This window comes from Streptomyces sp. ADI95-16 (assembly GCF_003721495.1).
In the GTDB taxonomy this organism is placed as follows: Bacteria; Actinomycetota; Actinomycetes; order Streptomycetales; family Streptomycetaceae; genus Streptomyces; species Streptomyces goshikiensis.
On the sequence record NZ_CP033581.1, the window covers coordinates 7,967,845 to 7,990,892 of the forward strand.

General features: G+C 69.8%; 25 protein-coding genes and 1 pseudogene. 12 read left to right on the forward strand and 14 right to left on the reverse strand.

Annotated elements, in window-relative coordinates:
• The first annotated feature begins 30 nt into the window (after positions 1 to 30).
• The gene (locus EES41_RS35715; protein ID WP_123082002.1) at positions 31 to 558 is read left to right on the forward strand and encodes a hypothetical protein; all 528 of its coding nucleotides are present in this window, start codon (positions 31 to 33) and stop codon (positions 556 to 558) included.
• 427 nt (positions 559 to 985) lie between these two features.
• Positions 986 to 1,741, forward strand: coding sequence for an ASCH domain-containing protein (locus tag EES41_RS44265; RefSeq protein ID WP_216827288.1), 756 nt, complete (start codon positions 986 to 988; stop codon positions 1,739 to 1,741).
• 27 nt (positions 1,742 to 1,768) lie between these two features.
• Here EES41_RS44265 and EES41_RS35725 read toward each other — a convergent pair whose 3' ends face one another.
• Positions 1,769 to 3,340 carry an alpha/beta hydrolase gene (locus tag EES41_RS35725; protein WP_123082003.1) on the reverse strand — a complete coding sequence of 524 codons (1,572 nt, stop codon included), beginning with the start codon at positions 3,338 to 3,340 and terminating at the stop codon, positions 1,769 to 1,771.
• Positions 3,341 to 3,610: 270 nt separating this feature from the next.
• Between EES41_RS35725 and EES41_RS35730 the strand changes: the two genes are divergently transcribed.
• The gene (locus EES41_RS35730) at positions 3,611 to 4,066 is read left to right on the forward strand and encodes a DUF3592 domain-containing protein (protein ID WP_164496042.1); all 456 of its coding nucleotides are present in this window, start codon (positions 3,611 to 3,613) and stop codon (positions 4,064 to 4,066) included.
• A 52-nt stretch (positions 4,067 to 4,118) separates the two neighbouring features.
• Here EES41_RS35730 and EES41_RS35735 read toward each other — a convergent pair whose 3' ends face one another.
• Together EES41_RS35735 and EES41_RS35740 are read right to left on the reverse strand one after the other, a co-directional pair.
• Positions 4,119 to 4,358 (reverse strand): hypothetical protein, encoded by a 240-nt coding sequence (locus EES41_RS35735; RefSeq protein WP_216827289.1) that lies wholly within the window; start codon positions 4,356 to 4,358, stop codon positions 4,119 to 4,121.
• 240 nt (positions 4,359 to 4,598) lie between these two features.
• Complete coding sequence (locus EES41_RS35740; protein ID WP_123082005.1) at positions 4,599 to 5,522, reverse strand: LysR family transcriptional regulator; 924 nt, start codon at positions 5,520 to 5,522, stop codon at positions 4,599 to 4,601.
• Between the two features lie 79 nt (positions 5,523 to 5,601).
• On the opposite strand from EES41_RS35740, the gene EES41_RS35745 reads away from it, so the two are divergent.
• A complete protein-coding gene (locus tag EES41_RS35745) occupies positions 5,602 to 6,330 on the forward strand; it encodes a hypothetical protein (RefSeq protein WP_164496043.1) in 729 nt (242 codons plus the stop codon).
• Positions 6,331 to 6,426: 96 nt separating this feature from the next.
• On the opposite strand, the gene EES41_RS35750 is transcribed toward EES41_RS35745, so the two are convergent.
• The 8 genes from EES41_RS35750 to EES41_RS35785 form a co-directional block, all read right to left on the reverse strand.
• Complete coding sequence (locus tag EES41_RS35750; RefSeq protein ID WP_123082007.1) at positions 6,427 to 7,950, reverse strand: FAD-dependent oxidoreductase; 1,524 nt, start codon at positions 7,948 to 7,950, stop codon at positions 6,427 to 6,429.
• A gap of 55 nt (positions 7,951 to 8,005) precedes the next feature.
• Entirely contained in the window at positions 8,006 to 8,698 is a 693-nt protein-coding gene (locus EES41_RS35755; RefSeq protein WP_164496044.1) for a TetR/AcrR family transcriptional regulator, read from the reverse strand.
• Between the two features lie 214 nt (positions 8,699 to 8,912).
• The gene (locus tag EES41_RS35760; protein ID WP_123082904.1) at positions 8,913 to 9,902 is read right to left on the reverse strand and encodes an aldo/keto reductase; all 990 of its coding nucleotides are present in this window, start codon (positions 9,900 to 9,902) and stop codon (positions 8,913 to 8,915) included.
• A 386-nt stretch (positions 9,903 to 10,288) separates the two neighbouring features.
• Complete coding sequence (locus EES41_RS35765; protein WP_123082009.1) at positions 10,289 to 11,503, reverse strand: cytochrome P450; 1,215 nt, start codon at positions 11,501 to 11,503, stop codon at positions 10,289 to 10,291.
• A gap of 33 nt (positions 11,504 to 11,536) precedes the next feature.
• Positions 11,537 to 12,271 (reverse strand): class I SAM-dependent methyltransferase, encoded by a 735-nt coding sequence (locus EES41_RS35770; RefSeq protein ID WP_123082010.1) that lies wholly within the window; start codon positions 12,269 to 12,271, stop codon positions 11,537 to 11,539.
• A gap of 7 nt (positions 12,272 to 12,278) precedes the next feature.
• On the reverse strand, positions 12,279 to 13,424 hold the full coding sequence (locus EES41_RS35775) for a YcaO-like family protein (protein WP_123082011.1): 1,146 nt from the start codon (positions 13,422 to 13,424) through the stop codon (positions 12,279 to 12,281).
• The gene (locus EES41_RS35780; RefSeq protein ID WP_123082012.1) at positions 13,421 to 14,371 is read right to left on the reverse strand and encodes an HEXXH motif-containing putative peptide modification protein; all 951 of its coding nucleotides are present in this window, start codon (positions 14,369 to 14,371) and stop codon (positions 13,421 to 13,423) included. The genes EES41_RS35775 and EES41_RS35780 overlap by 4 nt, the downstream gene beginning before the upstream one ends.
• Before the next feature lie 488 nt (positions 14,372 to 14,859).
• Positions 14,860 to 15,912 (reverse strand): NAD(P)-dependent oxidoreductase, encoded by a 1,053-nt coding sequence (locus tag EES41_RS35785; RefSeq protein ID WP_164496045.1) that lies wholly within the window; start codon positions 15,910 to 15,912, stop codon positions 14,860 to 14,862.
• Positions 15,913 to 16,066: 154 nt separating this feature from the next.
• Here EES41_RS35785 and EES41_RS43410 point away from each other — a divergent pair, with 154 nt between their 5' ends.
• Positions 16,067 to 16,357 (forward strand): hypothetical protein, encoded by a 291-nt coding sequence (locus EES41_RS43410; RefSeq protein ID WP_254211696.1) that lies wholly within the window; start codon positions 16,067 to 16,069, stop codon positions 16,355 to 16,357.
• A 29-nt stretch (positions 16,358 to 16,386) separates the two neighbouring features.
• On the opposite strand, the gene EES41_RS41750 is transcribed toward EES41_RS43410, so the two are convergent.
• Positions 16,387 to 16,629 (reverse strand): hypothetical protein, encoded by a 243-nt coding sequence (locus EES41_RS41750; RefSeq protein ID WP_164495646.1) that lies wholly within the window; start codon positions 16,627 to 16,629, stop codon positions 16,387 to 16,389.
• On the opposite strand from EES41_RS41750, the gene EES41_RS43415 reads away from it, so the two are divergent.
• Both EES41_RS43415 and EES41_RS41760 read left to right on the forward strand, forming a co-directional pair.
• Positions 16,573 to 16,935 carry a DUF6193 family natural product biosynthesis protein gene (locus tag EES41_RS43415; RefSeq protein ID WP_254211829.1) on the forward strand — a complete coding sequence of 121 codons (363 nt, stop codon included), beginning with the start codon at positions 16,573 to 16,575 and terminating at the stop codon, positions 16,933 to 16,935. The two genes, EES41_RS41750 and EES41_RS43415, sit on opposite strands and share 57 nt — an antisense overlap.
• Positions 16,936 to 17,160: 225 nt before the next feature.
• Positions 17,161 to 17,319 carry a hypothetical protein gene (locus EES41_RS41760; RefSeq protein ID WP_216827290.1) on the forward strand — a complete coding sequence of 53 codons (159 nt, stop codon included), beginning with the start codon at positions 17,161 to 17,163 and terminating at the stop codon, positions 17,317 to 17,319.
• A 180-nt stretch (positions 17,320 to 17,499) separates the two neighbouring features.
• On the opposite strand, the gene EES41_RS35800 is transcribed toward EES41_RS41760, so the two are convergent.
• Positions 17,500 to 18,195: a TetR/AcrR family transcriptional regulator gene (locus EES41_RS35800; protein WP_123082014.1), complete on the reverse strand. Its 696-nt coding sequence runs from the start codon at positions 18,193 to 18,195 to the stop codon at positions 17,500 to 17,502.
• Between the two features lie 172 nt (positions 18,196 to 18,367).
• Between EES41_RS35800 and EES41_RS35805 the strand changes: the two genes are divergently transcribed.
• Together EES41_RS35805 and EES41_RS35815 are read left to right on the forward strand one after the other, a co-directional pair.
• On the forward strand, positions 18,368 to 19,207 hold the full coding sequence (locus tag EES41_RS35805; RefSeq protein ID WP_254211697.1) for an MBL fold metallo-hydrolase: 840 nt from the start codon (positions 18,368 to 18,370) through the stop codon (positions 19,205 to 19,207).
• A gap of 526 nt (positions 19,208 to 19,733) precedes the next feature.
• Positions 19,734 to 20,219, forward strand: a complete 486-nt coding sequence (locus tag EES41_RS35815; protein ID WP_254211698.1) for a hypothetical protein — start codon at positions 19,734 to 19,736, stop codon at positions 20,217 to 20,219.
• Between the two features lie 337 nt (positions 20,220 to 20,556).
• Here EES41_RS35815 and EES41_RS35820 read toward each other — a convergent pair whose 3' ends face one another.
• Complete coding sequence (locus EES41_RS35820) at positions 20,557 to 20,988, reverse strand: helix-turn-helix domain-containing protein (protein WP_123082017.1); 432 nt, start codon at positions 20,986 to 20,988, stop codon at positions 20,557 to 20,559.
• A gap of 95 nt (positions 20,989 to 21,083) precedes the next feature.
• On the opposite strand from EES41_RS35820, the gene EES41_RS35825 reads away from it, so the two are divergent.
• The 3 genes and pseudogenes from EES41_RS35825 (at position 21,084) to EES41_RS41765 (ending at position 22,946) form a co-directional block, all read left to right on the forward strand.
• On the forward strand, positions 21,084 to 21,434 hold the full coding sequence (locus tag EES41_RS35825) for a DoxX family protein (protein ID WP_123082018.1): 351 nt from the start codon (positions 21,084 to 21,086) through the stop codon (positions 21,432 to 21,434).
• A 169-nt stretch (positions 21,435 to 21,603) separates the two neighbouring features.
• Positions 21,604 to 21,906: pseudogene (locus tag EES41_RS35830) on the forward strand (transposase); the annotation flags it as partial.
• 443 nt (positions 21,907 to 22,349) lie between these two features.
• Positions 22,350 to 22,946, forward strand: a complete 597-nt coding sequence (locus tag EES41_RS41765) for a hypothetical protein (RefSeq protein ID WP_164496047.1) — start codon at positions 22,350 to 22,352, stop codon at positions 22,944 to 22,946.
• Positions 22,947 to 23,048: the final 102 nt, after the last annotated feature.

Below are 23,048 nucleotides of genomic sequence, written 5' to 3' on the forward strand. Positions count from 1 at the left end.
GGCTGGACGATCAGCGCGATCGCAGCCCGCTTGGATCGGGACCGCAAGACCGTCCGCCACTACCCGACCACCGACCTCGACCAGATCCTCGCCTCCGACCGCGAACGCCTGCCCAACGGCCACATCAACCGCTTCAAGCCCTACCTGCAACAACGCTTCCTCGGCGGCGCCACCAACGCCGCGGCCCTGTTCCGTGAGATCCGCGAACGCGGCTACCGCGGCAGCCGCATCGTGGTCACCAAGTACGTAGCGACCCTCCGCGCCGGCATCACCACCGTCGAACCACCGCAGCCGGTCCCCAGCCCCCGCCGGATCACGACCTGGCTCATGCGACACCCCGACACCCTTGCCGACAGCCAGCGCGACCAGCTCGATCGCATCCTGGACGCCTGCCCCGACCTAGCCGCCGCCCGCGACCTCGCGCACGAGTTCAGCGCCATCACCCGCGAGCGCCGCGGCCACGACCTCACCGCCTGGATGACCGCGCCCTCGATCACGGGCCCTCACCGGTCCAGGGCTTCGCCGCCTTCCTTCAGAACGACTGGGACGCCGTCGTGAACGGCCTCGCCCTGCCCTGGAACTCCGGCACAGCCGTTTTGAAGGAGTCTCATCAGCAGGTGGCAGCCCTGGCACCTTGCACCGCCCGGGCCCTCGCGCCTGCCCGCCCCATCCGCCGCCAGTGCCGCGAACGGCACACCGACGTGCAGAACACCGCCGCCGTCTTCACCGTCGGCATCAATGGTCCAGTACCGCCACGGCAGAGCCGCGGCCCGGGATCGTCGTCCGTGACCACGACCAGCCTCAGCCAGGCCGCTCCCTCCCGTCCACGGGACCACCGTAGGGGCCAGTCAAGGCAAGCCGAAATCCCGTGGAACCCTCCTCCGTGGCGTGGAATGATCTTCGGCGACTGCTGACGAAAGGGAAGGCTGAAAACGTGTACGTACCGTCATCTGCACGAGCTCTCGATAGTGACGAGCGTGAGCTCGTGGAGCTGGCATGCCGCACCATAGACGCGCATACCGACGCCGGGCCCGATGAAGACGGGATCCACACCATGGGCGCCGCGGTCATGGCCGCCGACTACCGGATGTTCGCTGGCGTGAACCTCTACCACTTCACCGGCGGGCCCTGCGCCGAACTCGTGGCTCTGGGAGCCGCACGAGCCCAGGGCGCCCGTCAGATGCGTTGCATCGTTGCCGTGGGAAACCACGGGCGGGGGGTCATCGGCCCGTGCGGGCGCGATCGGCAGGTCTTCGTGGACTACTACCCCACCATGCGCGTCATCGTGCCCACGCCCGCGGGGCCCAGGTCCGTTCTCGCAGCCGACCTGATGCCGCTGACTCAGCGATGGACCCCGGAAGGCATGAACGGGCTCGACCCGTCGCTCTACCAAGACCCCGAGACGGCCGGTCCCCCGATCATCCGGTTCAACCCCCGCTACCTTGAAGACATCCGCTCTGGCGCCAAGACCAAGACCACCCGCTTCCGGGACCCGGCCCAGCTCGGGCCGGCACGGCTGGTGTTTGAAAGCGACCCCGAAGTCGTCCTGCCGGCAGAGGTGACCGGCATCAGGCACTGCCTGGTCAGCGACCTCACCAACCAGGACGCCCAAGCCGAGGGGCTGACGACCGCAACCGAACTCCGGGAAGGCCTCAAGGGCCACTACCCAGATCTCGCGGGAACCGACGAAGTCGACGTAATCACCTTCCGGATCAACGACAAGACAGGCGCTGCTTACTGATCGTTTCAAAACGTGAACCGCGGGCTGCTACCCCGCCTGCTTGACGCAGGTCCGGTCCCTCGCCGGCAGCTTGCCGGTGGCCAGGTACCGGTTGACCTGGTCGTCCACGCACGCGTTGCCGTAGCGCCCGAAGAGGGCGTGCCGGTTGGCGCCCTCAAGGGTGACCAGCCTGGAGCTCGGCAGCTGCTTGTGCAGCTCGACGCTTCCCTCGTACGTCGTACGCGGGTCACCGGTGGCGGCGACGATCAGTGCAGGGGCATCGCGCCGCACCCGGGTGGGCTCTTCGCGCGGCGAGTCCCAGAAGGCGCACGGGTTGATGTTGTTGGTCAGAGCGCCGAACAGCGGGTGCGCGGTGCGGTTGCGCTCGATGTCCCGCCAGTAGAGCTCGGGATCGCGCGCGGCGGCCACGTCCCCGCAGATGACGGCGGACTGCGCGCCGGTGGGCTCGCCCTCACCGCGCAGCACGTACCGGAGCTCCGGGACGAGCATCGGCGGCACCGTCGTCGGCCGGCCCTCCGCGGCTTTGGCCAGTACGGAAAGCAGCTCGCCGAACGACGCCCGCGCCGGGGTGGTGTCGTCCGCTATGCCCGAGAAGAGGAGGAGCGGTACCTGGCTGTCGTCGATCCGGAAGGCATCGGCGCCGGCGCCGATGGTCAGCGGACCGCGCGCGGCCGCCGCGACGATGCGGTCGACGGCGGCGAGCACCTCGGCGCGGCTGCGGCCGAGGCCGTAGGTGTCGTGGTGCTCCGCGGCCCAGGCGGCCCAGTCGGACAGCGCCTTCTCGTTCTGGCGCTCGGTGCCCTTCAGCAGCCGGGGGCGGTAGTCGCTCGGGTTGATCGCCCCGTCCAGCACCATCCGGTCGTGGCGGCCGGGGAACATCTGCGTGTAGACCGTGCCCAGGTAGGTGCCGTACGAGTAGCCCAGGAAGGAGATCTTCCGCTCGCCGAGCGTGCCGCGGATGACGTCCATGTCGCGGGCCGTGTTGCGGGTGGTGATGTGCGGGAGCACCGCGGCGTCGGTGGCCCGGCACTTGTCGGCCAGGCTCTTCTGCAGGGCGACCTGGCGGTCGAAGCCCGCTCGGCCGGTGCCGGCGGACAGCCAGGTCATGCCGACGGGCAAGCCGCAGTCCAGCGCGGTGCTGCGCCCGATGAAGCGCGGGTCGAAGCCGACGATGTCGTAGCGCGCGCCGACCTCCTTCATCGACGCACGGGCCTGCGGCGGGGACTGGAGCGCGGGACCGCCCGGACCGCCGTTGTTGAGGAGGATCGCGCCGATGCGGTGGCGGGTGTCGGTGGCCTTGAGCCGGGAGATCGCCACGGTGATCGTGCGCCCCCGGGGGTCGGCGTAGTCCAGGGGCACGGTCACGTCCGCGCACTGCACGCCTGCCTGATCCAGATCGCGGCCCGTGGTGTCGTCGGGGCCCTTGACGCAGCTGCCCCAGCCGAGGTGCTGGCGGTAGTACCGGTCCAGTCCGGCCCCGGAGCTGTCCTGGGCGGGGGTCTCGGCGGCCGTGGCCAGGACGGGGGAGGACGTGAGGCAGGCGGCGAGGGTGAGGCCCACGGCCAAGGCGCGGCGTGCGGCGGGGCTGACAGTGGTCACGGGGTCTCCTTGAGCATCGTCCGCTTCGTGTGATCGCATGCCCCGAGGCTAGGAACCCGCCCTGGTACGGCACATCGCCCAAGGGCACGAGGACCCCGGTCCTGTCCACCCCTGGTCCTGGACCTGCGGCCCGGTCCGGTCTCCTCCTCTGGGAGGAGACGGTCGGCGGGTCCGCGCTGAGTGCCGTCCCGGCCAGGGCCTGCCGTAAGGGGAGATCGCCGCACTGGCATGCTGTCAGGAGTTCTTCGGCTCCAGAATCGAGACGCCCCTGTGTCTGCTTCCCACATCCTCTTGCTCCTCGCATCGGTCTTCACCACCGCGGGGTCGGTCATCGGTGTCGTCGCCTCCCTCAAGATCCGACGGGTCCGGTTCCTGCTGAGGGAGGGCAGTACTGCGCGGGGCGTGGTGACCCGTCTTGAGGAGACCCGGATCGCGCCGGGCTCGGATACCGGCAGCACCAGCCGGAGCGTCGGAACCACCGTGTACTACCCGGTCATCACTTGGAGCACGGGCGACGGCCGCGCAATGGAAACCAGGACGAGCATCGCTCGGCCCAAGGACAGGACCCTTCCCGTCGGTGCCCGCGTCGAGGTCCGGTACGACCAGGCGGACCCGTCACGCTGGACCCTCCCGGCCGAGGGCACCGCCTTCTGGTGGCTGTTCAGCGCACTGGGCGCGTTGTTCGTCGTGATGGGGCTGGGGTTCGCCCTGGGGGGCCTGTCGTAAGGGGCCTGACGTGCGAAACGTTCGCGAAACACCCGGGTCCGTACACCTGGAGTCATGAAGAGGAATCGATCGCCACGGCGGCGTTGTCGAGGATGGACGCGGAACGCTCGTCGAAGCCGAGGAGGACCAGGTCGAAGCCGGCCTCGCGCAGCTTGGTGACGAAGGGGTAGTCGCCGTTCTCCAGGGCGTTCCACAGCGCGTCGGGGTCGCTCCTCCCGGCGGAGAAGCCGTCGGAGAGGATCACCGGCTTCCTGACCCGGCCCTGGCCCGGATCCGCTGGCAGCGGATCCACACCACGTCACCCTTTCGATCTGACGCCCTCTCTGTGCAGGTCACAGGGCTGACAGGGAAGAAACGATGATGCGGCCCCGAGGCCCGGGAGCATTCGGCCGGGCGTGAAGTACGGCGGAGGGACGGCCGCGAGCGCCCCCCGGTATTACGGGCATAGGTGCTACTGGTCAGCCGTGTGCCTCGACCAGAAGAAGGTGGCAGCGCCCGTGTGGTGGCGCTCGTGCTTGTGGGAAGCGGTGGGTCACTCCTGGACTGGCGGTAGGCAGGCGGTCTGCCCTTCCTGGGCGGCTGTGTGCAGCGCAGCGATGACGGCAGTGGTCGTCGGGTTCGCGTGTTCGGTGTGGCGGGTCGCAGCGAACAGGAGGCGTTGAATCGGGTGGTCCGCGATGGAGGTCGCGCGGATTCCGAGTGTGGTCGGGTCGATGGCCGTGCGCGGGACGAGCGCGGTGGCCAGGCCGGCTCGTGCGAGGCCGAGCTGGGCGGCGATGTCGGCGGTGACGTAGCGGGGTGTGGGTGTGAAGCCGGCCCGCTGGCAGCCTTGCAGGATGGCTTGTCCGCAGTCCGTGGTCGCCGGGGGTACGGCGAGATCGTGCGCGGCGAGGTCCTGCAACATGACGGGCCGGTCGTCGCCCTGGTCGGCTGCGGTGACGACGAGCAGCGGATCGTCCAGCAGGGGTGAGACGTTGATGCCGCGGGGCGTCGCGTCCGGCAGGTGGTGATAGCGCTGTCCCAGCACCACATCGACGGTGCCCAGTGCGAGTTCGCTTAGCTGTGCCTGGTCGGTGATGAGGCAGGTCACTGCGAGCTGCGGGTGGCATGAGCCGAGTGCGGTAAGAGCGGGGGCCACGATCCTGGTGACGGTGGACGGCAGCGCGGCGAGCGTGGCGGTGGCGCCGACCGCGCCCGTGACCGCCGCGACGGCGCTTTCGGCCTCCTCCATGGCGGCGAGGATCCGGTCCGCGTGTTCGAGGAGGACACGGCCGGCCTCCGTCAGTGCGACGGTTCGCCCGTCGGGACGCAGCAGGTCGGCTCCCACGTCGTTTCTCAGAGCGGCCAATTGCTGGGACACGGCACCGGCGGTCAGTGCCAGGGAGCGGGCGGCCGCAGTGATGGAGCCCCGGGCGGCGACGGTCTTGAGCATGTACAGGCGACGGACATCGAGCATGACTCGATAGATTAGCTAAAGGAATCCCTCAGAAGAACACCTCTTGACCTGATGAGTTGTGGTCGGCGACCTTCAGGACATGGAAATCTCTCAGTGCATCTCGGCTGTGGCCCGCCCCATCCACGACTTCGGTGACGAGTTCATGTCCGACGGGGCGACTGCCGGGATCGGCCTGCGTGCCGGGTTCGCCCCCGGTCGCGGCTTCTACTGCCGCGGACGCTTCGGAGTGCTCGGCGAGGCACCGACCGCGGTGGTCCAAGCGGTACAGGGCTTCCTCGGCCCCCGGCTGGTGACGAGGGGCTGGCTGGCGGGACAGCCCGTGATGCCGGCGCAAGAGGCCGCCGCCTGCTACGCGCAGGCTGTCCGCGAGTGGGGGCGCGCGCACATCCCCGCCGACGCCGACGTGGAGCACTTCAACCACCTGGCACGACAGCTGATCGATGCTGCCGACGCCGACGCGCTGCCCCTCTTCGCCGGCTGGCGCGCGCAACCGTGCCCCGACGACGACCCGGCCGGCGCAGCCATGCAGCGCATCCACGTACTGCGCGAACACCGGGGCGCCTGCCATCTGGCGGCGGTGCGCATGTGCGGGCTGAACGCCCAAGCCGCCATGGTCATCAACCTCGGAGCCGAGCAGGCAGCCCACTACGGCTGGCAGGACCCGCAGCCCGTCGACACGGCCCGGATCCCCCGACTGCAACGTGCCGAGCGGATCACCGACGAGATGCAGATGCCGCTCTACGCCCATCTGACCAACCGGCAGCGCACCGAGTTCGCTCGGCTCATCGATGAGCTGACCGCCCGCTGACGAGCGGGCCGGCATCGCCATCGGCGGCGCGCGCCGCCGCCCGGCCGGGTGCTTGGGTCAGGCAAGCTCATCAGCGCCCTGACGGCCAGGACCAGTCTAGTTCCGCGCGCTGGCGAACCAGTGGGCGGCGACCTGCTCGAACGTGCCGGGGTCCAGGGACTCTCCACTGGCCCAGGCCACGACGCCGTCGGGGCGTACGAGCACGGCAGTGAAGCCGAGGTCGTTGCGTGGCCGGCCGGCCACGTACTGGATCCGGCCCTCCCAGCTCCTGGCCGCACGCTGCAGTGCGTCGTCGGCGCCGAAGTCGAGCAGGACGCCCTGGCCTTGGCGCAGCAGGTCGCCGAGGCGGACGCCGTCCTCGAAGTGGAAGTCGGGGGCGGTGCTGCCGACCAACGGATGGGCGTTGCCCAGGTCGTAGCGGTTGAACAGACCGGACGTTCTGCGGTAGGCGAACGTCGTGCCGTCCGTGGTGCTCAGCAGTTCGTGGACCAGCTTGCGCAGTGCGGGGGCATTGGGGCCCGGCTTCATCGTCGCCACCTGGGCGCGCGACCAGTCGAGCACCGCGGCTCCCACAGGGTGGCGCTCGCTCGTGTAGGTGTCGAGCAGGCCCTCGGGCGCGGTGCCGCGCACGGTCGCGGCCAGCTTCCAGCCGAGGTTGACGGCATCGCCGATGCCGAGGTTGAGGCCCTGGCCGCCGAGAGGGGAGTGGATGTGGGCAGCGTCGCCGGCCAGCAGGACGCGCCCCTCGCGGTACGTCGTCGCCTGCATGGCACGGTCGGTGAAGCTCGACGCCCGATGCACATCGGTCAGCGTCACGTCGGTCCCGGTGATGCGGCGCAGGACCTCCTGGAGGTGCTCGCGGGTCAGCGGCCGGGACCGGTCGAAGGTGCCGCCGTCGAAGTCCATCATGCCCACGTGCCCCTCGAAGGGCGTACGGAGGTACATGCCGTTCGGCGTCAGATTGAAGCCGGGCGACAGCTGGTCGGGATCGGCGAAGGTGACCTGGGCGACGTAGCCGGTGAACAGCGGATCCGTACCGGCGAAGCCGAAGCCCGCCAGGCCCCGCACCGTGCTGCGCCCGCCGTCGCAGCCGACCAGGTAGCGCGCCTGGAACTCCTGGCCGCCGGCCGTGACGGTGACGTGCTCGTCGTCCTGCGTGAGTGCCGTGACGGGCCTGCCGCGCAGGATCTCCACGCCGAGCGCGGTGGCGCGCTCGGCCATGACCGCGGTGACCGCTTCCAGGCTGGTCATGAAGCCTTCCATCGCCGGGCTGGGCAGCCGTAACGGGAGCGAGACGACGTCGATGTCGGCGGCGTCCAGGCCCATGCCCGCGAAGTGGCTCACGGCCCGGGGATCCGGCGCCTCGATGGCCTCGGGGGCTGCGCCGACCTTGGCCGGATCGGCATGCGAGGCGCTGATCACGGCATCGAGCAGGCCACGGCGGTAGAACGTCTCGGCCGACCCGGCGCTCAGACCGCGCAGCCCGAGCGGGAGTGCCTTCCATGGCGAGGTGGCCTCCTCGTCCCGCTCCAGAACAAGGACGGAGGCGCCGCCCAGGGCGAGTTCCGCGGCCAGGAACAGGCCGACCGGACCGCCGCCTGCAACCACTACGTCACGCATGAGGGATTCCCTTCTGGAACACACGCTTGAAACGGGCTGGCCTGAGCGGGACGGGTCAACCGAGCCGGGTAAGGCCGTCGATGACGACGGCGATGCCGGTGAGGAACTGCTCGCGGTCGTCGTGATCGTTCATCTGGCCGATGACGGCGTGCATGAACGGGTAGTCCTCGGGGTCGAGGTCCTCCCAGGCCGCAGCGGTCGCGTCGAGGAACTCGGTGCGGTCAGGTGCCACCGTGGAGGTGTCACCCTCGATGCGGGCGTTCTGGCTGACGGCCCCGAGGATGAAATGCACCAGCGTCGAGGCGGCGTCGAACCAGGACGCCTGCGGCACGCCCAGCGCGCCCACCTGGCGACCGATCCGCTCGAAGATTCCCACCGTCACCGGGCCGAACGGCTTCCGGACGACCTGCAGTGTCAGCCGCGTCGCAAGCCACTGATGCTCGGCGATCGCATCGAACAGGGCCAGCGCCACGGTGCGGATCTCATCCTCGGGCGAGGCCGAGACCTGTACGGGCTCGGCTGCCAGGGCGGCGGTGACGATCGTCTCCGTCGCCGTGGCCAGCAACTCCTCCCGGCTGCCCAGCCGGTAGTAGATCGCCCCCGCCCCGGTGGACAGGCGCTCGGTGAGGGCTCGCGTGGTCATGGCGCCCTCGCCACCCGCATCGAGCAGCTCGATCGCAGTCTCGATGATCCGCTCCGTGGAGAGCACCTGGTTACGCCGTTCAGGGCGGGGGGTTCTCGTTGCCATGCCTCCACTATGACATATTTGGAACGCAGAACTAATTTAGCGCAGTGCTCCAAATGTGCCGAGGTAGTGCAGTTCGGCCCCGCCACCCAGACACAGGTCCAGCTCTTTCAGCGGGATCACAACACCGACGGCGACGGAACCGTCGGTGCCGAGACCCGTTTCTGTGGGAAGGCGGCGCAGGACAGTGGCAGGGCTGTGGTGCACCGCGGGCGGTTCAGTTGTTGACGAACGTGAGGCTGGTCGCGTCGTAGCGGGTGCCCGCGATCTGCTCGGACGGGGCGGCGGCCTCGATGGCGGCCAGGTCCTCGGGGGACAGCTCGACGGTCAGGGCCGCGAGGTTCTCCTCCAGGTACTGCCGGCGCCGGGTGCCGGGGATCGGCACCACGTCGTCGCCCCGGTGCTGCACCCAGGCCAGGGCGAGCTGGCCGGTGGTGATGCCCTTGGCCGCGGCCAGCTCGTCGAGCCGCGCGACGATCGCCAGGTTCCGTTCGAGGTTGCCGTCGGCGAAGCGCGGCTGGCCGCGCCGCACGTCGGTCTCGGCCAGCCCGTCGACCGAGCTGTACCGGCCGGTGAGGAAGCCGCGTCCGAGCGGGGAGAACGGGACCAGGCCGATGCCGAGCTCGCGGCAGACCGGGGCGATCTCGGCCTCCAGATCGCGGGTCCACAGCGACCACTCGCTCTGCAGCGCGGCGATCGGGTGCACCGCGTGCGCCCGCCGGATGGTGCTCGCGCCGGCCTCGGAGAGCCCGAGGTGGCGGACCTTCCCGGCCTGCACCAGTTCGGCCATGGCGCCGACGGTCTCCTCGATCGGAACCTGCGGATCGACGCGGTGCTGGTAGTAGAGGTCGATGTGGTCGACTCCGAGCCGGCGCAGCGACGCCTCGCAGGCCTGCCGTACGTAGGCGGCGTCGCCGCGGACCAGGGTGGGCTCCCCGAGGCGGTTGGCGAAGCCGAACTTGGTGGCCAGCACCACCTCGTCGCGGCGCCCGGCGACGGCCCGTCCGATCAGCTCCTCGTTGTGCCCGGTGCCGTAGAAGTCGGCGGTGTCGAGGAGGGTCACCCCGCAGTCGAGGGCGTGGTGCAGGGTCGCGATCGACTGCGCGTCGTCGCTGGCGCCGTAGCCGTGGCTCATGCCCATGCACCCCAGGCCCTGCGCGGAGACCGCCAGGCTGCCGAGGTGCCGGGTGGGGACGTTGGTGGTCATGCTGTTGCCTCCCGGCGTCGAGATCATCTGTCCAGGACGCTAGGTGTTGGAGCGCACTCCATGTCAACTGGCTTCCTCCGCCCTGGAGAAGCGCTGTTCGGGGCGCCACCCGGCAGGGGGGGCGACGCTTTCGCGGGGTGGCCTCCAGCCCGGAAGCCGATCTTTCGCCGCACCGCGCGAACGAGGGTGGCAGGCCCCTGCCCGCCAAGGCGCTGGCCCGGCGGTACCCCCGCGTGACGGTCGTACCCGAGGATCTGTACTTCGACCGGCACAGACATCGGGGCAGCGGGACCAGCGGGATCGGCGCCGCTGTCAGGCCAATCGTGTTGACGGACATGTGCCTACCGTCTGCGATCTCCATCGCGAGGCGTCGTCCCGAGTGAGTGTCACCAGGTGACGGGCAGCGTGCGGGGGGCACGTGAGGTTCGCCCGGTCTTCCACTGGGCGGGTCCGGCGGCGCGCAGGCCCGGCCGTAGGCGGGCGAGGGCCCTGAGGGCCTCCTGGAGCTGGACGCGGGCTAGCTGCGCGCCGACGCAGAAGTGGGCGCCGTGGCCGAAGGCGAGGTGCAAGGGGGCGGCGCGGGTGAGGTCGAGGAGGTCGGGCGCGGGGTACACGCTCTCGTCGTGGTTGGCGGAGGAGGTGAGTGCGAGGACGGCGTCGCCCTGGGCGACCGTGATCCCGCCCAGGGCGACGTCCTCGGTTGCCACGCGGATGTTCGCTCCCACGCTGGCCTGCGCATAGCGAAGGAGCTCTTCGACCGCGTTCGGGATCCGGTCGGGTTCATCGCGCAGGAGCGTGTACCGGTCGGGTTGTTCGAGCAGGAGGTGGACCAGTCCGGCGAGCCGGTCCGCCGTGGTGCCGTAACCACCCGCGAGGAGGACCACGCAGAAGGAGATGAGTTCGCCCTCGCTGAGCCGGTCGCCCTCGTCCCGGGCCGCGATGAGCACGCTGAGCATGTCGTCGCCGGGGTGGGATCGTTTGGCGGCAACCAGGCCGGCGAGATAGCAGGTCATCTCCTCGACGGCCCCGCTCACTTCCGCGTTCGTGGCCGTGACGCTGCGCATCACTTCGTCCCAGGCATCGAGCCGGTCGGCATCCACCCGCGATGTGCCGAGCAGGTCGCAGATGACGGTCAGGGGCAGTGGGCGGGTGAAGTGGGTGACGAGGTCCGCGGGACGCTCGGCCGGTTCCATGGCTCCGAGCAGGTCGTGGGTGAGAGCGGCAATGTCCTGGCGCATGGCTTCGGTTCGGCGGACCGTCAGGGCCGGAGAGATCAGCCTGCGCAGGCGCGAGTGGTCGGGCGGATCGCTGGCGAGGATCGAGTCGGGCAGGACCGTGGCGCGGCGCCCCGCTGTCCGCGGCCCGGAGGCAGGAACGCGCTCGGCCTCCTGTTTCCGGGGGGCACGGGTGCGGCTGAACCGCGGATCGGCCAGTACCTTGCGCACGTCGGCGTTCCGTGTGACCAGCCAGGCCGTACTGCCATTGGGCAGGCCAACCTTGACGACGGGCCGGTTCCGTCGCAGATCGGCCAGCTCGGGGAGTGGGGCGAGGCCGTCGGTGTGCGGGAAGGGGAACGGCAACCGGCCGTCGGGGCGGCTCATGTGATGCTCCGTCCGTGCGGTGAAGCGGGGCGGTCAGGGTCGTTCGTAGAGGGAGACGTGGTAGGCACTGTCCTTGGTGAAGGGCGCGCCCGCCCAGTTGCCCCAGCGCTCGCGCAGACGAAGACCAGCCTGTCCTGCCATCAGGTCCAGTTCGCCGTGGCCCGCGTAGCGGAACTCGACCCGCAGGTGGCGGGTGCGGCCGTCCTCGTGGATGACGTAGTGGGAGCGGTAGCGCTGGGCGGAGGGATCGACGCGCCGGTGGCAGAGGACGAGATGGTCCTCGTCCTCGGAGACGACTTCCGATCCGCCGGCGGCCCGGGCGAGGGCCTCCGGGACGTGGGAGTCGAAGACGAAGAGGCCACCCGGGGAGAGCCGGCGGGCCACGTTCGCGAAACACCGGGCCTGGCTCTCCTGGTCCCGCAGTTCGAAGAAGGTCCCCGCCGCCAGGTACACGAGGCTGAAGCTGCCGGTGACCGGGACCCGGGAGAAGTCCCCGAGGGTGACGGGGACCTCGACCCCTGCGGGTTTGGCACGGAGCCGGTCGAGCATGGCTTCGGAACCGTCGATGCCGTGCACGTCGATACCGCGGGCGCGAAGCGGCAGGGCGATCCTTCCGGTGCCGATGCCCAGTTCCAGTACGGGCCCGGTCCCGGCGAGCGCGGCGAGGGCGTCCACCGTGGTGCCGCTGATTCCGGGCTTGCCGAAGAAACGGTCGTAGTCGTCCGCGAACTCGGTGGCGTAGTCGGGCCGGGAGGGCTGGGGCGCCATGGGGCTCCTATCCGAAGGGATGGGGGTGGGCGTGGCCGGAGGCGGGTTCGAAACCCGCAGGCGGAGGGCCGGACGGCAGCGGCAGTGCTCCAGGCGCCAGGACGCGGACCACGCTCACTCCGGCGTCGCGGGCCGGTGTTCCGTCCGTCTCCACGAGGACCACATCGCGGCCTGTGTGCCTGGCCAGAACGTCGAAGGGGTCGACCGGCGAAGCGGCCTGGACGGGGGCCGTGGCGACACTGGTGGCTCCGGCCACCTTCCACAGGCTCAGACTGTCCTGCCGGTGGTACGCCCACAGAGCGTGCTGCACAGCGGTTCGCGGAGGGCCATCGCCCCGCCACCGCTCCCAGGTGGCGCGGGCCACGGGGCTGTCCATGCTCCACCGCACCATGAGGGCTTCGTACGCTGCCCTCCCGACGAGCGACTCGACCGTGCCCGGCGGCCCGCAGCGCGCCCCGAACGTCTGGCCCGTGCCGTCCGGCCGGTGCAGGCACACGACCACGCACTCGGCGCCGGGCGGTGCGGGCACAGCGAACGCGGTGGCCACCAGGCCCTGGGCCTCGAAGAGATCGCCGAGCGGCCCGTCGGGGGCCGCGGCCAGTGCCCGGGGAGGCCGGCCGGCGAGTCCGTACCAGCTGCGCCGGATCAGATCCCGCTCCAGGACCTCCCAGGCGGCATGGCGGGCAGCGGACCGCCGGTCGGTGTGCGAGGCGAGTCCGGTGGAGCCGGCCGGAGGCAGTGCCTCGCAGCCGGGCGGTGGACGGTGCTGAAGGAAGACGGTGCCCGCCGCGACATACACCGGCCTGCCCGAAACCGTACGTCCGCGCACCCATAAGCACCGGCTGTCCGGCCGGGCCGGTGGCGCCAGGACGGCCTGCGCCGTGGCCCCCAGCTCGGCGCGGGTCGCCACGACCCCGCCGCCCGCCTCGGCCGCCCGCCCGGCCATCACGTTCCCGATCCGCTCCAGGAGTTCCCCGCGCGCACCGCGCATGACCTGCTCCCGGTCGTGCCCGGCGGCGCTGCCGACGATCACACGGTCCCCGTCAGCTGCACTGGTCCCCTCGAAGGCCGCAGAGCGGGCGGCGACGCGTGCCAGCAGGACGTCCGGATGGCCGGGATACGGAGCGAAGACCTGCGGCGTCCAGGCGTTCACCCATGCCCTCCCAGCACGCTCGCACACTCCTCCAGTACCCGCCGACCGCGCGGGGTGAGGCCGTCCGCATGCGCGTCCAGGGTGCGGACGGCCATCGCACCGCCCTCCGCCAGCTTCGCGTGCCGCTCTGCCGCCGCCGCACCCGCCACGGCAAGCCGCCGGTAGAACAGCACGCTGCGGGCCAGCACGACGGCCTGCTGGAAGAGCCCGCTCAACGGGCGAGGATCGGCCCGCAGCGGTGTGGCCACCAGCGGTCCGCCCGATCCGCCCGGGCGCTGCCCGCCGCCGGCGGCTCCCGGGTCGGGCAGCAGGAACGGCTCCAGCGAGGCGGCCGCATTGCACCGGGTGTGCGCGCCCTCGTGGACCAAGGCCTCGGCGCAACGCACCGGCCCCGGCAGTCCGTTCGCTCCCTCCCGCAGCCGGGTCCGGTTGACGAGGACGGCGCCGTGGACGGTGAAGTCGGTGAATCCCTCGATGGCGTGGCCGTCGAGCAGGGCGACCTCGGCAACCGTCTCCCTCATCTCCTCGGCGCCCTGTGGCCAGAGCTCCTCCAGCAGGCTCAGCGCCTCCTCCAGCACGCGTCGCTCGCCGGCCTGCCAGCCGGCGACCGTCGAGGCGGCGGGCTGCCCTCGGGCGTCGGCACGTACCGGCACGGAGCGCAGGGCACGAGCCACGCTGCGGCTGAGGTGGCCCTGCGGGTCCACAGGCGCGCACATCGGCGCGGGGCCCAGGACCAGGCGCGTCTGCAGTTCCCGCAGCCGGTCCGGGCCGAGAGGGCCCGACCGCAGATCCCGCTGCACGGTGTGGACCACTTCGACGACGGCGGGCCGGTGCAGCGCCTGCGCCGGGGGCAGCGGCAGCGCGGCCCGTTCGAGCACCAGGCCCATGCGCCGGGTCAGTTCACCCCGGTCAGCGGCGGCCTGCCGGGCGTCCGGCTCCACCTGCATGCCGTGCTCCTTCCTGTACAGGGTGGGACGTGCAGGTGCGACGGGCCGCCAGGCCCGCCGCACCTGCACGGGATCGCGCGCCGACTGCTACTCCGGAAGGTCGACCATCAGGGCGAGCTCGGGAAGCTCCTCTGCCTCGACCTCTTCGATGTGCTGGATCTCCTCGTTCATGACGGAATCCCTTCATCTCACCGACCCCACCGCTTCTCGGCAGGCATCCACCGGCAGCCCCATCGTTGGCGAGAGAAAGGTCACTGCCAATGACGGCCCGCGCCCAGACGTGGATACCGGCCCAGGTCGGGCAGGGCCTGATATCGGCTTGCGTCGACTCCGAGACGAGGTCCTTGTCGACAATCCGAGCCGTCGGCGCAGATGGGAACGGGGGGCCTCAACCCGGCCACCAACGCACGACTCATGGCAACACCGCCCATTCAGCCCGGTCATTCCCCGGCACCCCCACCAGATTGTCCGGAAAACCGAATGACCCCTCAGTTCCGCCGGTCCCGGTCGACTGCTATGAGCGGCACCCCGCTCACATGCCCGGCCGCCACCGCCCGGTCCTCGGCCGCGTAGTCGAAGGCCGACCGCCCCCAGCGTGCCGCGAGACGAGGAAAGACCTCCCGCCAGTCCCGGCCCCCGGTCGCCTCCATCAGCCACGCCACGGTCTCAGGCAGCGATCCGGCATAGTCGTGCACGGGTCGATGGCCGAGCTCCCGCTCCGCCCTGGCCGTATCGAGCACCAGCGGGTGGGCGAGCGACCACGGCGTCATGCCCAGACCGGGCTCACCGGGCCCCTCCAACAGATACTCCACGGGCCGCTGCCCGAGCAGCGCGTCGAATGCGCTGGCCATCTCCCGTACGCTCGGAGGCCGAGGATCCCCGGCGTTCAACACCCGCCGTCCCGGCCGCGCCGCCGCCGCGAGGACCAGCGCGGCCAGATTGCGGGTGCCCGTCGGGTGGCAGATGCCCGCACCACCATGAGCCAGTAGCCGTACCGGCCGTCGGTCCAGCGCCCGCTTCACGAAGTACCACTCGCGGGGGGTCGAGGAGTACGGGCCGTGGACCATCCCCGCCCGCAGAACCGTCACCGGATACGGCGCGCGCTCCCAAAGAACCAGCTCCACCGCGGCCTTGCCGCCCGCGTACGTACTGTCATCCGCTGCGATGACGGGCTGTGCCTCGGTCACGGGCAAGGGCCACCGGGGAGCGCCGATCCCTGCGGCAGCGTCCTGCCGGTAGACCATGCAGGTCGAGATCACCACGGCCGAGCCCACCCGGCCTCCCAGCGCGGCCAGCTGGTCGGCGTGCCGGGAGGTGTAGGCCACGCAATCCACCAACAGATCGCAGCCTCCGCCCACCACCCGTCCGAGCGCGCCCTCCTTGTCGCGGTCCAGGCACAGCGTGCGTACGCCCCATTCCGGCGGCCACCCGGCACGTCCCACCTCGCGTGCGCCGCCGCGGCTGACGGCCCGCACCCGCCAGCCGGCACCGACGAGCCGCTCCACCACCGCCGTCCCGATCTGCCCAGTGGCCCCCACCACGACCGCACTCCTGCCCATGTCGGCCCCCTACTCGTACGAGTGCTCCCGCGCACGGACTCTACGGTCGGCACCGGTCTCCGGCCCATGGCCGACCGGGGGGAGCCATGAACCGGGTGAACCACCCCACCGACTCACAGTCAGGAGCCCATGGCTCGTGAGACATGCGCACCACGAAGGACACCTGCACGTCCGCATCGTGCCCCGCGAGGAGAACGACGGCCTTCCCCTGCCCTGGACCCTTACAGCATGCCGCCCGTGCCGCTACGACGCAGAACGGAGCCACTTCGTGAACAGCGTCAACCTGGTCATGGCCCGCGAGCCCATCCCGGCCGGCCCGTCCGTCTTCCTCGCCGGCCCCACCCCGGACAAGGCGCCCCCGTCCCGTCCTGGAGGTCCGAGGCCGCCGACGCCCTGGCCGCTCAGTGGCCCGGCGAGCAGCCGCTGACCGTCCTGAGCCCCGCATCCCGAGGGATGTCAGAGGCCGAGCGTCTTCGGCTGGACCCCGCACTGGTGGCCATCTCCAGGAATCCCGAGATGCGTTCGGGGCGGAAGAATGAGCGCATGGGATCGATAGATGCGCCGAGTGCTTCCGATGGTGCTGAGCCTGGTCAGGATGATGTCGTGGAGGTTGCCTGGCAGCGGCTGCTCCATCGCGAGGACATGGACTTCGAGCTGGTGCGAGCCGCGCATGCTGAGCCGCTTCTCCGGCAGCTCCATCCCTCAAGCAGCCACCAGAACCTGCACTTCAGCAGGTGCACTGGTGACTGGTCTTGGGATGTTCCGTTCGTCATACATCTTCCTGGCGGGCGCTACCTCGTCGTTGGGCCGTCCCGTTCCCAGATCGTCGGGGAGGCGGACACCGCCGAGGAAGCCATTGCTCTGGTCGTCGGTGGTCTGCCACCAGGCTGCGGCCCTGCGATCGTCGGGCGCCGGGAGGAACTCGACCGGCTCGACACGGTCCCGCCGAACCAGATCCTTGGAGACGACGAGCGGCGTTCTCACGCATTGGACCAAACCGACTGAGAAATCGAAGGTCCGCCCGTCTCAATCGATCTGGTCGCCGCAGCTCACAGCCCTGGGTTCGAACCAGATCTTTTGAGACGGGACACCCACCTCTGGAGGCCCCGACACCGGTTCACCGCGAGCGGGCCGACGCCCGAAGCGGCCTTCGCAGCGTTTGCCGCCAAGGGCGGCGAGAAGCCGCACGACCCGTTCTGGCCTCGCGCGGACCTGTCGCGGGTGACCGAGGTGACGGTCGCCGCTGACCGGGACCGGCTGCGCGCCGACGGCTGCTTCGACGGCGTGGACGGCGGGCCGCTGTGCGAGGACGACGCCGACTGGCTCGCCGACCGACTGATCGAGGAGTACGACCCGATCGTCAGATCCGGCGCCACCGCACTGCTGTAGGAGCTCGTCGTGGCCGGGATGGCGGACTTCGAGCTGGTCCTCGTCCATGAACACGATGACGCGCCGACCTGCCCCCGCTGCGGCAGCCCCACCAACGGAGGAGGAGGGCGGCATCGCCACCATCCCACCTGCGTGAGCTCCCGGATCCGCCCGGGCCATCAGAGCCCTTCCGCGGGTCCTTCAGGGCGAGGACGAGGGCGAGTGCGGTGCGAGGCTGGGGGCCGGGCTCTGGGTGAGGCGTCGCGTGTGCGTGGTGGTGGGCGTGGGCCGGTCCGGCTCAGGGGCGGTTTCCCGAGCCAGGCCGTTGAAGGTGGCAAAGACCAGACGTTCGGTATGGCGTTCGATGCCTTCCCGGTCGTCGATGTGTACGAGGCCGTCGATGAGCAGGATGGCCAGGCCGTGGATGGCGGCCCAGACCACGAATTCGGCGCCCGGGCGGGCTCCCGGGGGCAGGTGACCCGACTCGGTCAAGCGGTCGAGTTCGGTCGTGAGCACATCGTGCGGGTGGGGTGAGATGGTGGACTGCGCCGTTGTGGCGCCGCCGCGGAAGACGAGCCGCGCGACGGCCGGGTCCTCGACGGCCCAGGTGACATAGGCGCGCCCGCATGCGGCGAGACGTTCGGGACCCTGTTCCGGCGCCGCCTCCATGGCGTCGCGCAGGCGATTCCCCAGCCGGGCCAGCACGACCTCGGACAGGGCGGATACCAGTGCGTCACGCGAGCCGAAGTGGTGGTAGGCGGCGCTGGGGCTGACACCGACCCGCGCCGATGCCTCACGCAGCGACCAGCCGTCGGCCCCCCGCTCCCGTGCGAGGGTCTCTGCCGCGTCGAGCAACGCGCCGCGCAGGTCCCCGTGGTGATATCGCTCCTTCGCCATGGCTCCATCTTAGCTCTGTTCAGATTGGGTGTTACAGTCGGTCCACAATCTCAACACTGTTCAGATTTGGAGTTGTGCCATGTGCGCCACCGACCCCGCGCCTCTCGCTTCCGACGGCGCGCCGGATGTCCTGCACGGCCCCCCGCCCGTCGTAACGGGACCTCCCGTCGAAGTGTCCGAGGGCGTTTTCGTCATCCCGGACCACCGCGTCGAGTTGGTCCCTAACATCGGCATCGTGCTCGGGGAGAAGGCCGCGCTGGTCATCGACACCGGCATCGGCCCCCGCAACGGTGCACTGGTGCTGGAGCAGGCCCGGCGCCTGGCCGGCGACCGCCGCCTGTACCTGACCCTCACCCACTTCCATCCTGAGCACGGCTTCGGCGCGCAGGCGTTCAAGGGCGCCGCCACGATCGTCTACAACCGCGGTCAGCGCGCCGAACTGCGGCGCAAGGGAGCCGGCTACCTCGACATGTTCAAAGGCCTGAGCCCCGCGGTCGCCGCCGAACTCGAAGGAGTCGAACTGGTTGACCCCGATCTGATCTACGAGGGCGAGGCCGAGATCGACCTCGGCGGCCGTACCGTGCTGCTGCGCGAGGTCGGTCCCGCGCACACCCGATCCGACCAGATCGTCCTCGTGGACGGCCGGGTGCTGTTCGCCGGGGATCTGCTGGAGACCCGCATCTTCCCGATCGCCCCGTACTTCCCGCCCCACGACACCGATGTGGACGGCGAGGGCTGGATCGGCGTGCTCGACCAGCTCGCCGCACTCGCCCCGCAGACCGTCGTTCCCGGCCACGGCGAGGTCACCGACGCCTCGCTCATCCACGACGTCCGCGACTACCTCGCCTACGTCCGCGACGAGGCCCTGCGGCTGCGCGAGCGCGGCGTCACCGCCGACGAGACGGCCGCCACCATCGACGAGAACGCCCGTACACGCTGGCCTTCCTGGGAACGCCCCGAATGGATCGGCCTCGCCGCCCGCGCCTTCTACGACACCAGCGCACCGGCCTGAACCCCGCCACCAGCGAACAACACCACCCAGGCCCTGGGCCCCAGTGCCGATGACCCGGCGCCACCATCACGACCCACCGGACTCCGGATCGGGCGCGCGGGAATCGCACGGAGAGACCCCGCGGCGACCGCGTACGTTCATCCCCTTGGTCCCGCAACCCCGCCGATTCCGCGCGGCGCGCTCGGCCGCGCCGCGCGGGCAGGAACCCGATCCACTTCCACGAGAGGACGTCACTGGATGTCCGGCCTTCTCCCATGTTCTGAGAACCTCCTGGTTACGGCCCTTTTCCTCAGACCGTGTCCTATGTGGTGAGGCGGACGAGCCGTTTGTAGCAGCAGATGGCTGCGGCGAGTCCGAGAAGGGCCGGGTAGTTGCGGCTTCTCGGCGTACTCGGGGGGCGATCCCGATCCCGTTGTCGGTGACCGCGAAGCGCCACACCTCACCCTCGCGCTCGGCTGAGATGTGAATCTTGGGGGACTGGTGGCCCGAGGGCAAGGATGTGTTTCAGCTCCTTTGGTGCCCCAATGTGCACTGGGATCCGCCTGCTCCGCAGGCCGATGTCAGCCCGGTCGCCGAGATTCGCTGGCGGAACAGCGCCGACGTCACGCGCATACTCGGGTCGCCTCCGTTGCTCTTACGGCGGGAGGATCCGGGCTACGGCTACACCCCGGTGCGGTGCACGCTCGCCCCGGTGCCCCTCCTCGATTTCCCCTACCCCCAGGGCCTGCCGGACGCGGAGTTCGTCGAGTCAGTGCTGGAGTACGTGGAGGCGACGGGAGACGGAGACGACGTCATCACGTGCGTGGCGGGGATCAAGTTCGGCGGGTGGCCCACCTGGCGCCTGACCGACCCGGATGACGTCCCGCGCCTTACCTGTGGCGCCCCGTGCCGTTTGCTGTTCACCGTGGGCAGTGACCTCACCACCAAGATCACGGTTGGCAGATGGGGCGACTTTCGGGTCTTTGCCTGTCCAGCCGAGGAGGGGCACGGCTACGTCTTTGACCAGCACTGACCTGCCTAATACTCCAGCTGTAGTTCTTGATCACTGTTGCGGAGCGACCTGTCGTTGCCGCCGCCCGTCGTCGATCGTGGGTGGCCTCATCTGTTCCGCTGCGCCGGGCGGACTGGAAGGCTGAGCTCATGGCTTCGAGCATCGTCGTCCAGTACAACCGAGTATCTGCGGACGGGTACGAGCGCCCTCTGGGTTCGGTTGCGGGAGCTCCTTCAGGACCAGGGGCTTGACCCTGAGGTGACGGTCGTCGTTGGCCTCTTGCAGGAGGGCCCCGATCACGAGGATGGCCAAGCCTCCGGCGACGGCAGGATCTTACAGGTTCAGCCTCTTCTATTGATCAGAAACGGCTCGGGTTCTCATCAACAGGAGGGGTCTTCACCGGGGTCGCCTGATCCGCCTCGATGGTCCTGGCCGCCTCGGCTGCTTCCCGGAAGTTGACGACCGCCTCGCCGTTCTCCCGCGCCCATGCGGTGAGCATCCTGATGGGCTTCTCCAGGGTTCGCCCGAGATCGGTCAGGCCGTACTCCACGCGCGGCGGCGCCTCGGCGTACGCGTGCCGCTCGACGAGCCCGTTGGCTTGGAGCCGGCGCAACGTCTGGGTCAGTACCTTGCGCGAAATGCCACCGCTCAGCTCGACCAGCTCGCCGTGGCGCAACGGGCCGTCGGTCAGCGCGAAGAGCGTGACCATGGACCACTTGCTGGCGATGATCTCCATGGCCAGGAGAGCGGGACAGTCGGCGAGGAAGGCAATTCCGGGTCGCAGGCTCATGCCCCGAAGGTTACCTGGAGGTACCTGGTGGCCGCCTATCGTCGTCGAGGTGCGCACGCCCCTTACTCGCATCTCGCATGATTGAGGTTTCAGCCATGTTCGTCTCCCTTGCCGTCGTCACCGTGTTCATGTCGGCGCTTCTCCTGGTATCGGCTGGGGCCAAGTCTCTGCGGACGCGGCACATCACCGAGCAGATGTCCACCCTCGGAGTGCCGCAGAGCATGATGGCTTTCCTGATCGGCGCTCAGATCGCGGGCGCGGCCGGTGCGATCGCCGGACTCTGGTGGGGACCCATCGGAATCGCCGCCGCGATCGGCCTGACGCTCTATTTCGCCGGGGCGGTCGCCTTCCACCTGCGCGTCGGCGACCGCAAGGGCGCGTCTCCGGCGGTGGTCCTCACCATGGCCTCCGTCGCCCTGATCGTGCTGCGTGCTGCCACCCTCTGACAGCGGACAGCCGGTCTGACGCTGGCCTTGATCGTGCTGAGTGAGGTCGGTCTCCTCTGAGGGCAGCCATCGTTGATCATCGTGAGTTGTGTCGACAAACGAAGATCAGCCGGTGGCCGTGGGCCACAGCGTAAACCTTGCCCGGTGGCAATCTGTATTCGATGGCCTGATGGGCAAGGTGGCGGGCCGGTTCGCCCGGGTGGAACCGCGCCGCCGGGCGAGGGCGTTCGTGCTGGGGCTGCTCGCGGACCTGCCGAGGAAGAACTGCTGGACGATCGCCGAGCACGCCGGTGACGCCAGTCCGGCCGGCATGCAGCACTTTCTCAGCCGGGCCCGCTGGGATGCCGACGAAGTCCGCGACGACATACGGGACTTCGTAGTCGAGCACCTCGGCGACGAGGACGCCGTACTGGTTGTTGACGAGACCGGGGACCTGAAGAAGGGCACCGCGAGCGTCGGGGTCCAAATGAGATCCGACGACTGTTCGCAGCCCTGCTTGCGCCGGCCCGCGACCTTGCTCACCGCCTGCGCTGGTCTGCATGGCGCCGCCTGCACCAAGCACGCTCGCGCACCAGCCACTACCAGCGACAAGCCGCCCAACAACCATGAAGATCACGTTCTACAGCCGGAGTACTAACCGGCTGTCGCTGGTCCCCAACTGCGATCTCTCGGTTTGGTGACAGTGGTGTGAGAGACAGTGGGCCCTGGTGTGTTGTTGCTGGTCCGCGTGAGTTTCGGGCCGTGTAGCCATTGTCATGGATGTGAGAGATCGGGGGCTGTCCACTGTCGTTGAGTGAGAGCTGCTCAGGTCGCGTACTGACGTGAAAGCGAGAGATCTCACCGATGCACCGCGCTTGCGCGGCGAAAGGCAAATGCGAGCGTCTCGGACCCCGTCTGACTTGCGGGGAACAAACCGTGGTGGCTGACCCGTCGGGGATGGCCACCTGCGGTGCGGCGTCGCTGGGTCAGGCAGCCACAGTGCGGCGCGCAGTTCTCCCCATTTCCCGTGGCTCGCATATGTGCGAGCAGTACGAGGTCGGGCTTGTTGGCTGGAAAGAGCTGGTTGACCATCAGGCACGCGCAAGTGAAGGTGAGTTCATGAACAAGCTGTCATCTGTACGCAACAAGCCGATGAAAGCACTCGGTGTTCTGCTTTTTGCCGGTGCGGCAGCCCTCATGGTTGCCGGCCCGGCTTCGGCCAGCACCGACTGGCAGGTTGTCACTACCGATTCTGGGGCCCCAGGCGGAATCGCTCAGTGGGAAGGCCCGGACACGTTCAGGGTCTGCGACAACCAGGCTGACGGACTTCGCGCTTGGGGTCGAGCCTCGTGGACCGACAGCGGGGGCACGCACTACGTGTCCATCGAGGACGCGAACGGGGCCGGTACGTGCACCACGGGTCACACGATCTCCTTCAGCGGGAGCACTACCGTCCACCTGGACATCTGTCTTCGATCCGGTCCCACCGGGGCGATCCGGTACTGCCGCAACGGAAGCGGGCCGGCCAACTGATGTGAGTGGGTGAGTTGGTGGCACTGGTTGGGCGTCAGCCGGGACGGGATTAGTACTTCCGGCTCAGGCCGGGCAGGCGTAGTGATCTCGGCTGTCATCAGG

What these genes read in the sequence shown, in the direction of transcription:
- EES41_RS35770 (WP_123082010.1), bottom strand. Translation starts at nt 12,271, where the DNA reads ATGGCGCCCCAGCCCTCCCGGCCCGACTACGCCACCGAGTTCGCGGAC.
- EES41_RS35765 (WP_123082009.1), bottom strand. Translation starts at nt 11,503, where the DNA reads ATGAGCCGCCCCGACGGCCGGTTGCCGTTCCCCTTCCCGCACACCGAC.
- EES41_RS35780 (WP_123082012.1), bottom strand. Translation starts at nt 14,371, where the DNA reads ATGCAGGTGGAGCCGGACGCCCGGCAGGCCGCCGCTGACCGGGGTGAA.
- EES41_RS43415 (WP_254211829.1), top strand. Translation starts at nt 16,573, where the DNA reads ATGGACTTCGAGCTGGTGCGAGCCGCGCATGCTGAGCCGCTTCTCCGG.
- EES41_RS35745 (WP_164496043.1), top strand. Translation starts at nt 5,602, where the DNA reads ATGGAAATCTCTCAGTGCATCTCGGCTGTGGCCCGCCCCATCCACGAC.
- EES41_RS35740 (WP_123082005.1), bottom strand. Translation starts at nt 5,522, where the DNA reads ATGCTCGATGTCCGTCGCCTGTACATGCTCAAGACCGTCGCCGCCCGG.
- EES41_RS35760 (WP_123082904.1), bottom strand. Translation starts at nt 9,902, where the DNA reads ATGACCACCAACGTCCCCACCCGGCACCTCGGCAGCCTGGCGGTCTCC.
- EES41_RS35825 (WP_123082018.1), top strand. Translation starts at nt 21,084, where the DNA reads ATGTTCGTCTCCCTTGCCGTCGTCACCGTGTTCATGTCGGCGCTTCTC.
- EES41_RS35750 (WP_123082007.1), bottom strand. Translation starts at nt 7,950, where the DNA reads ATGCGTGACGTAGTGGTTGCAGGCGGCGGTCCGGTCGGCCTGTTCCTG.
- EES41_RS35800 (WP_123082014.1), bottom strand. Translation starts at nt 18,195, where the DNA reads ATGGCGAAGGAGCGATATCACCACGGGGACCTGCGCGGCGCGTTGCTC.
- EES41_RS41750 (WP_164495646.1), bottom strand. Translation starts at nt 16,629, where the DNA reads ATGGAGCTGCCGGAGAAGCGGCTCAGCATGCGCGGCTCGCACCAGCTC.
- EES41_RS35755 (WP_164496044.1), bottom strand. Translation starts at nt 8,698, where the DNA reads ATGGCAACGAGAACCCCCCGCCCTGAACGGCGTAACCAGGTGCTCTCC.
- EES41_RS35820 (WP_123082017.1), bottom strand. Translation starts at nt 20,988, where the DNA reads ATGAGCCTGCGACCCGGAATTGCCTTCCTCGCCGACTGTCCCGCTCTC.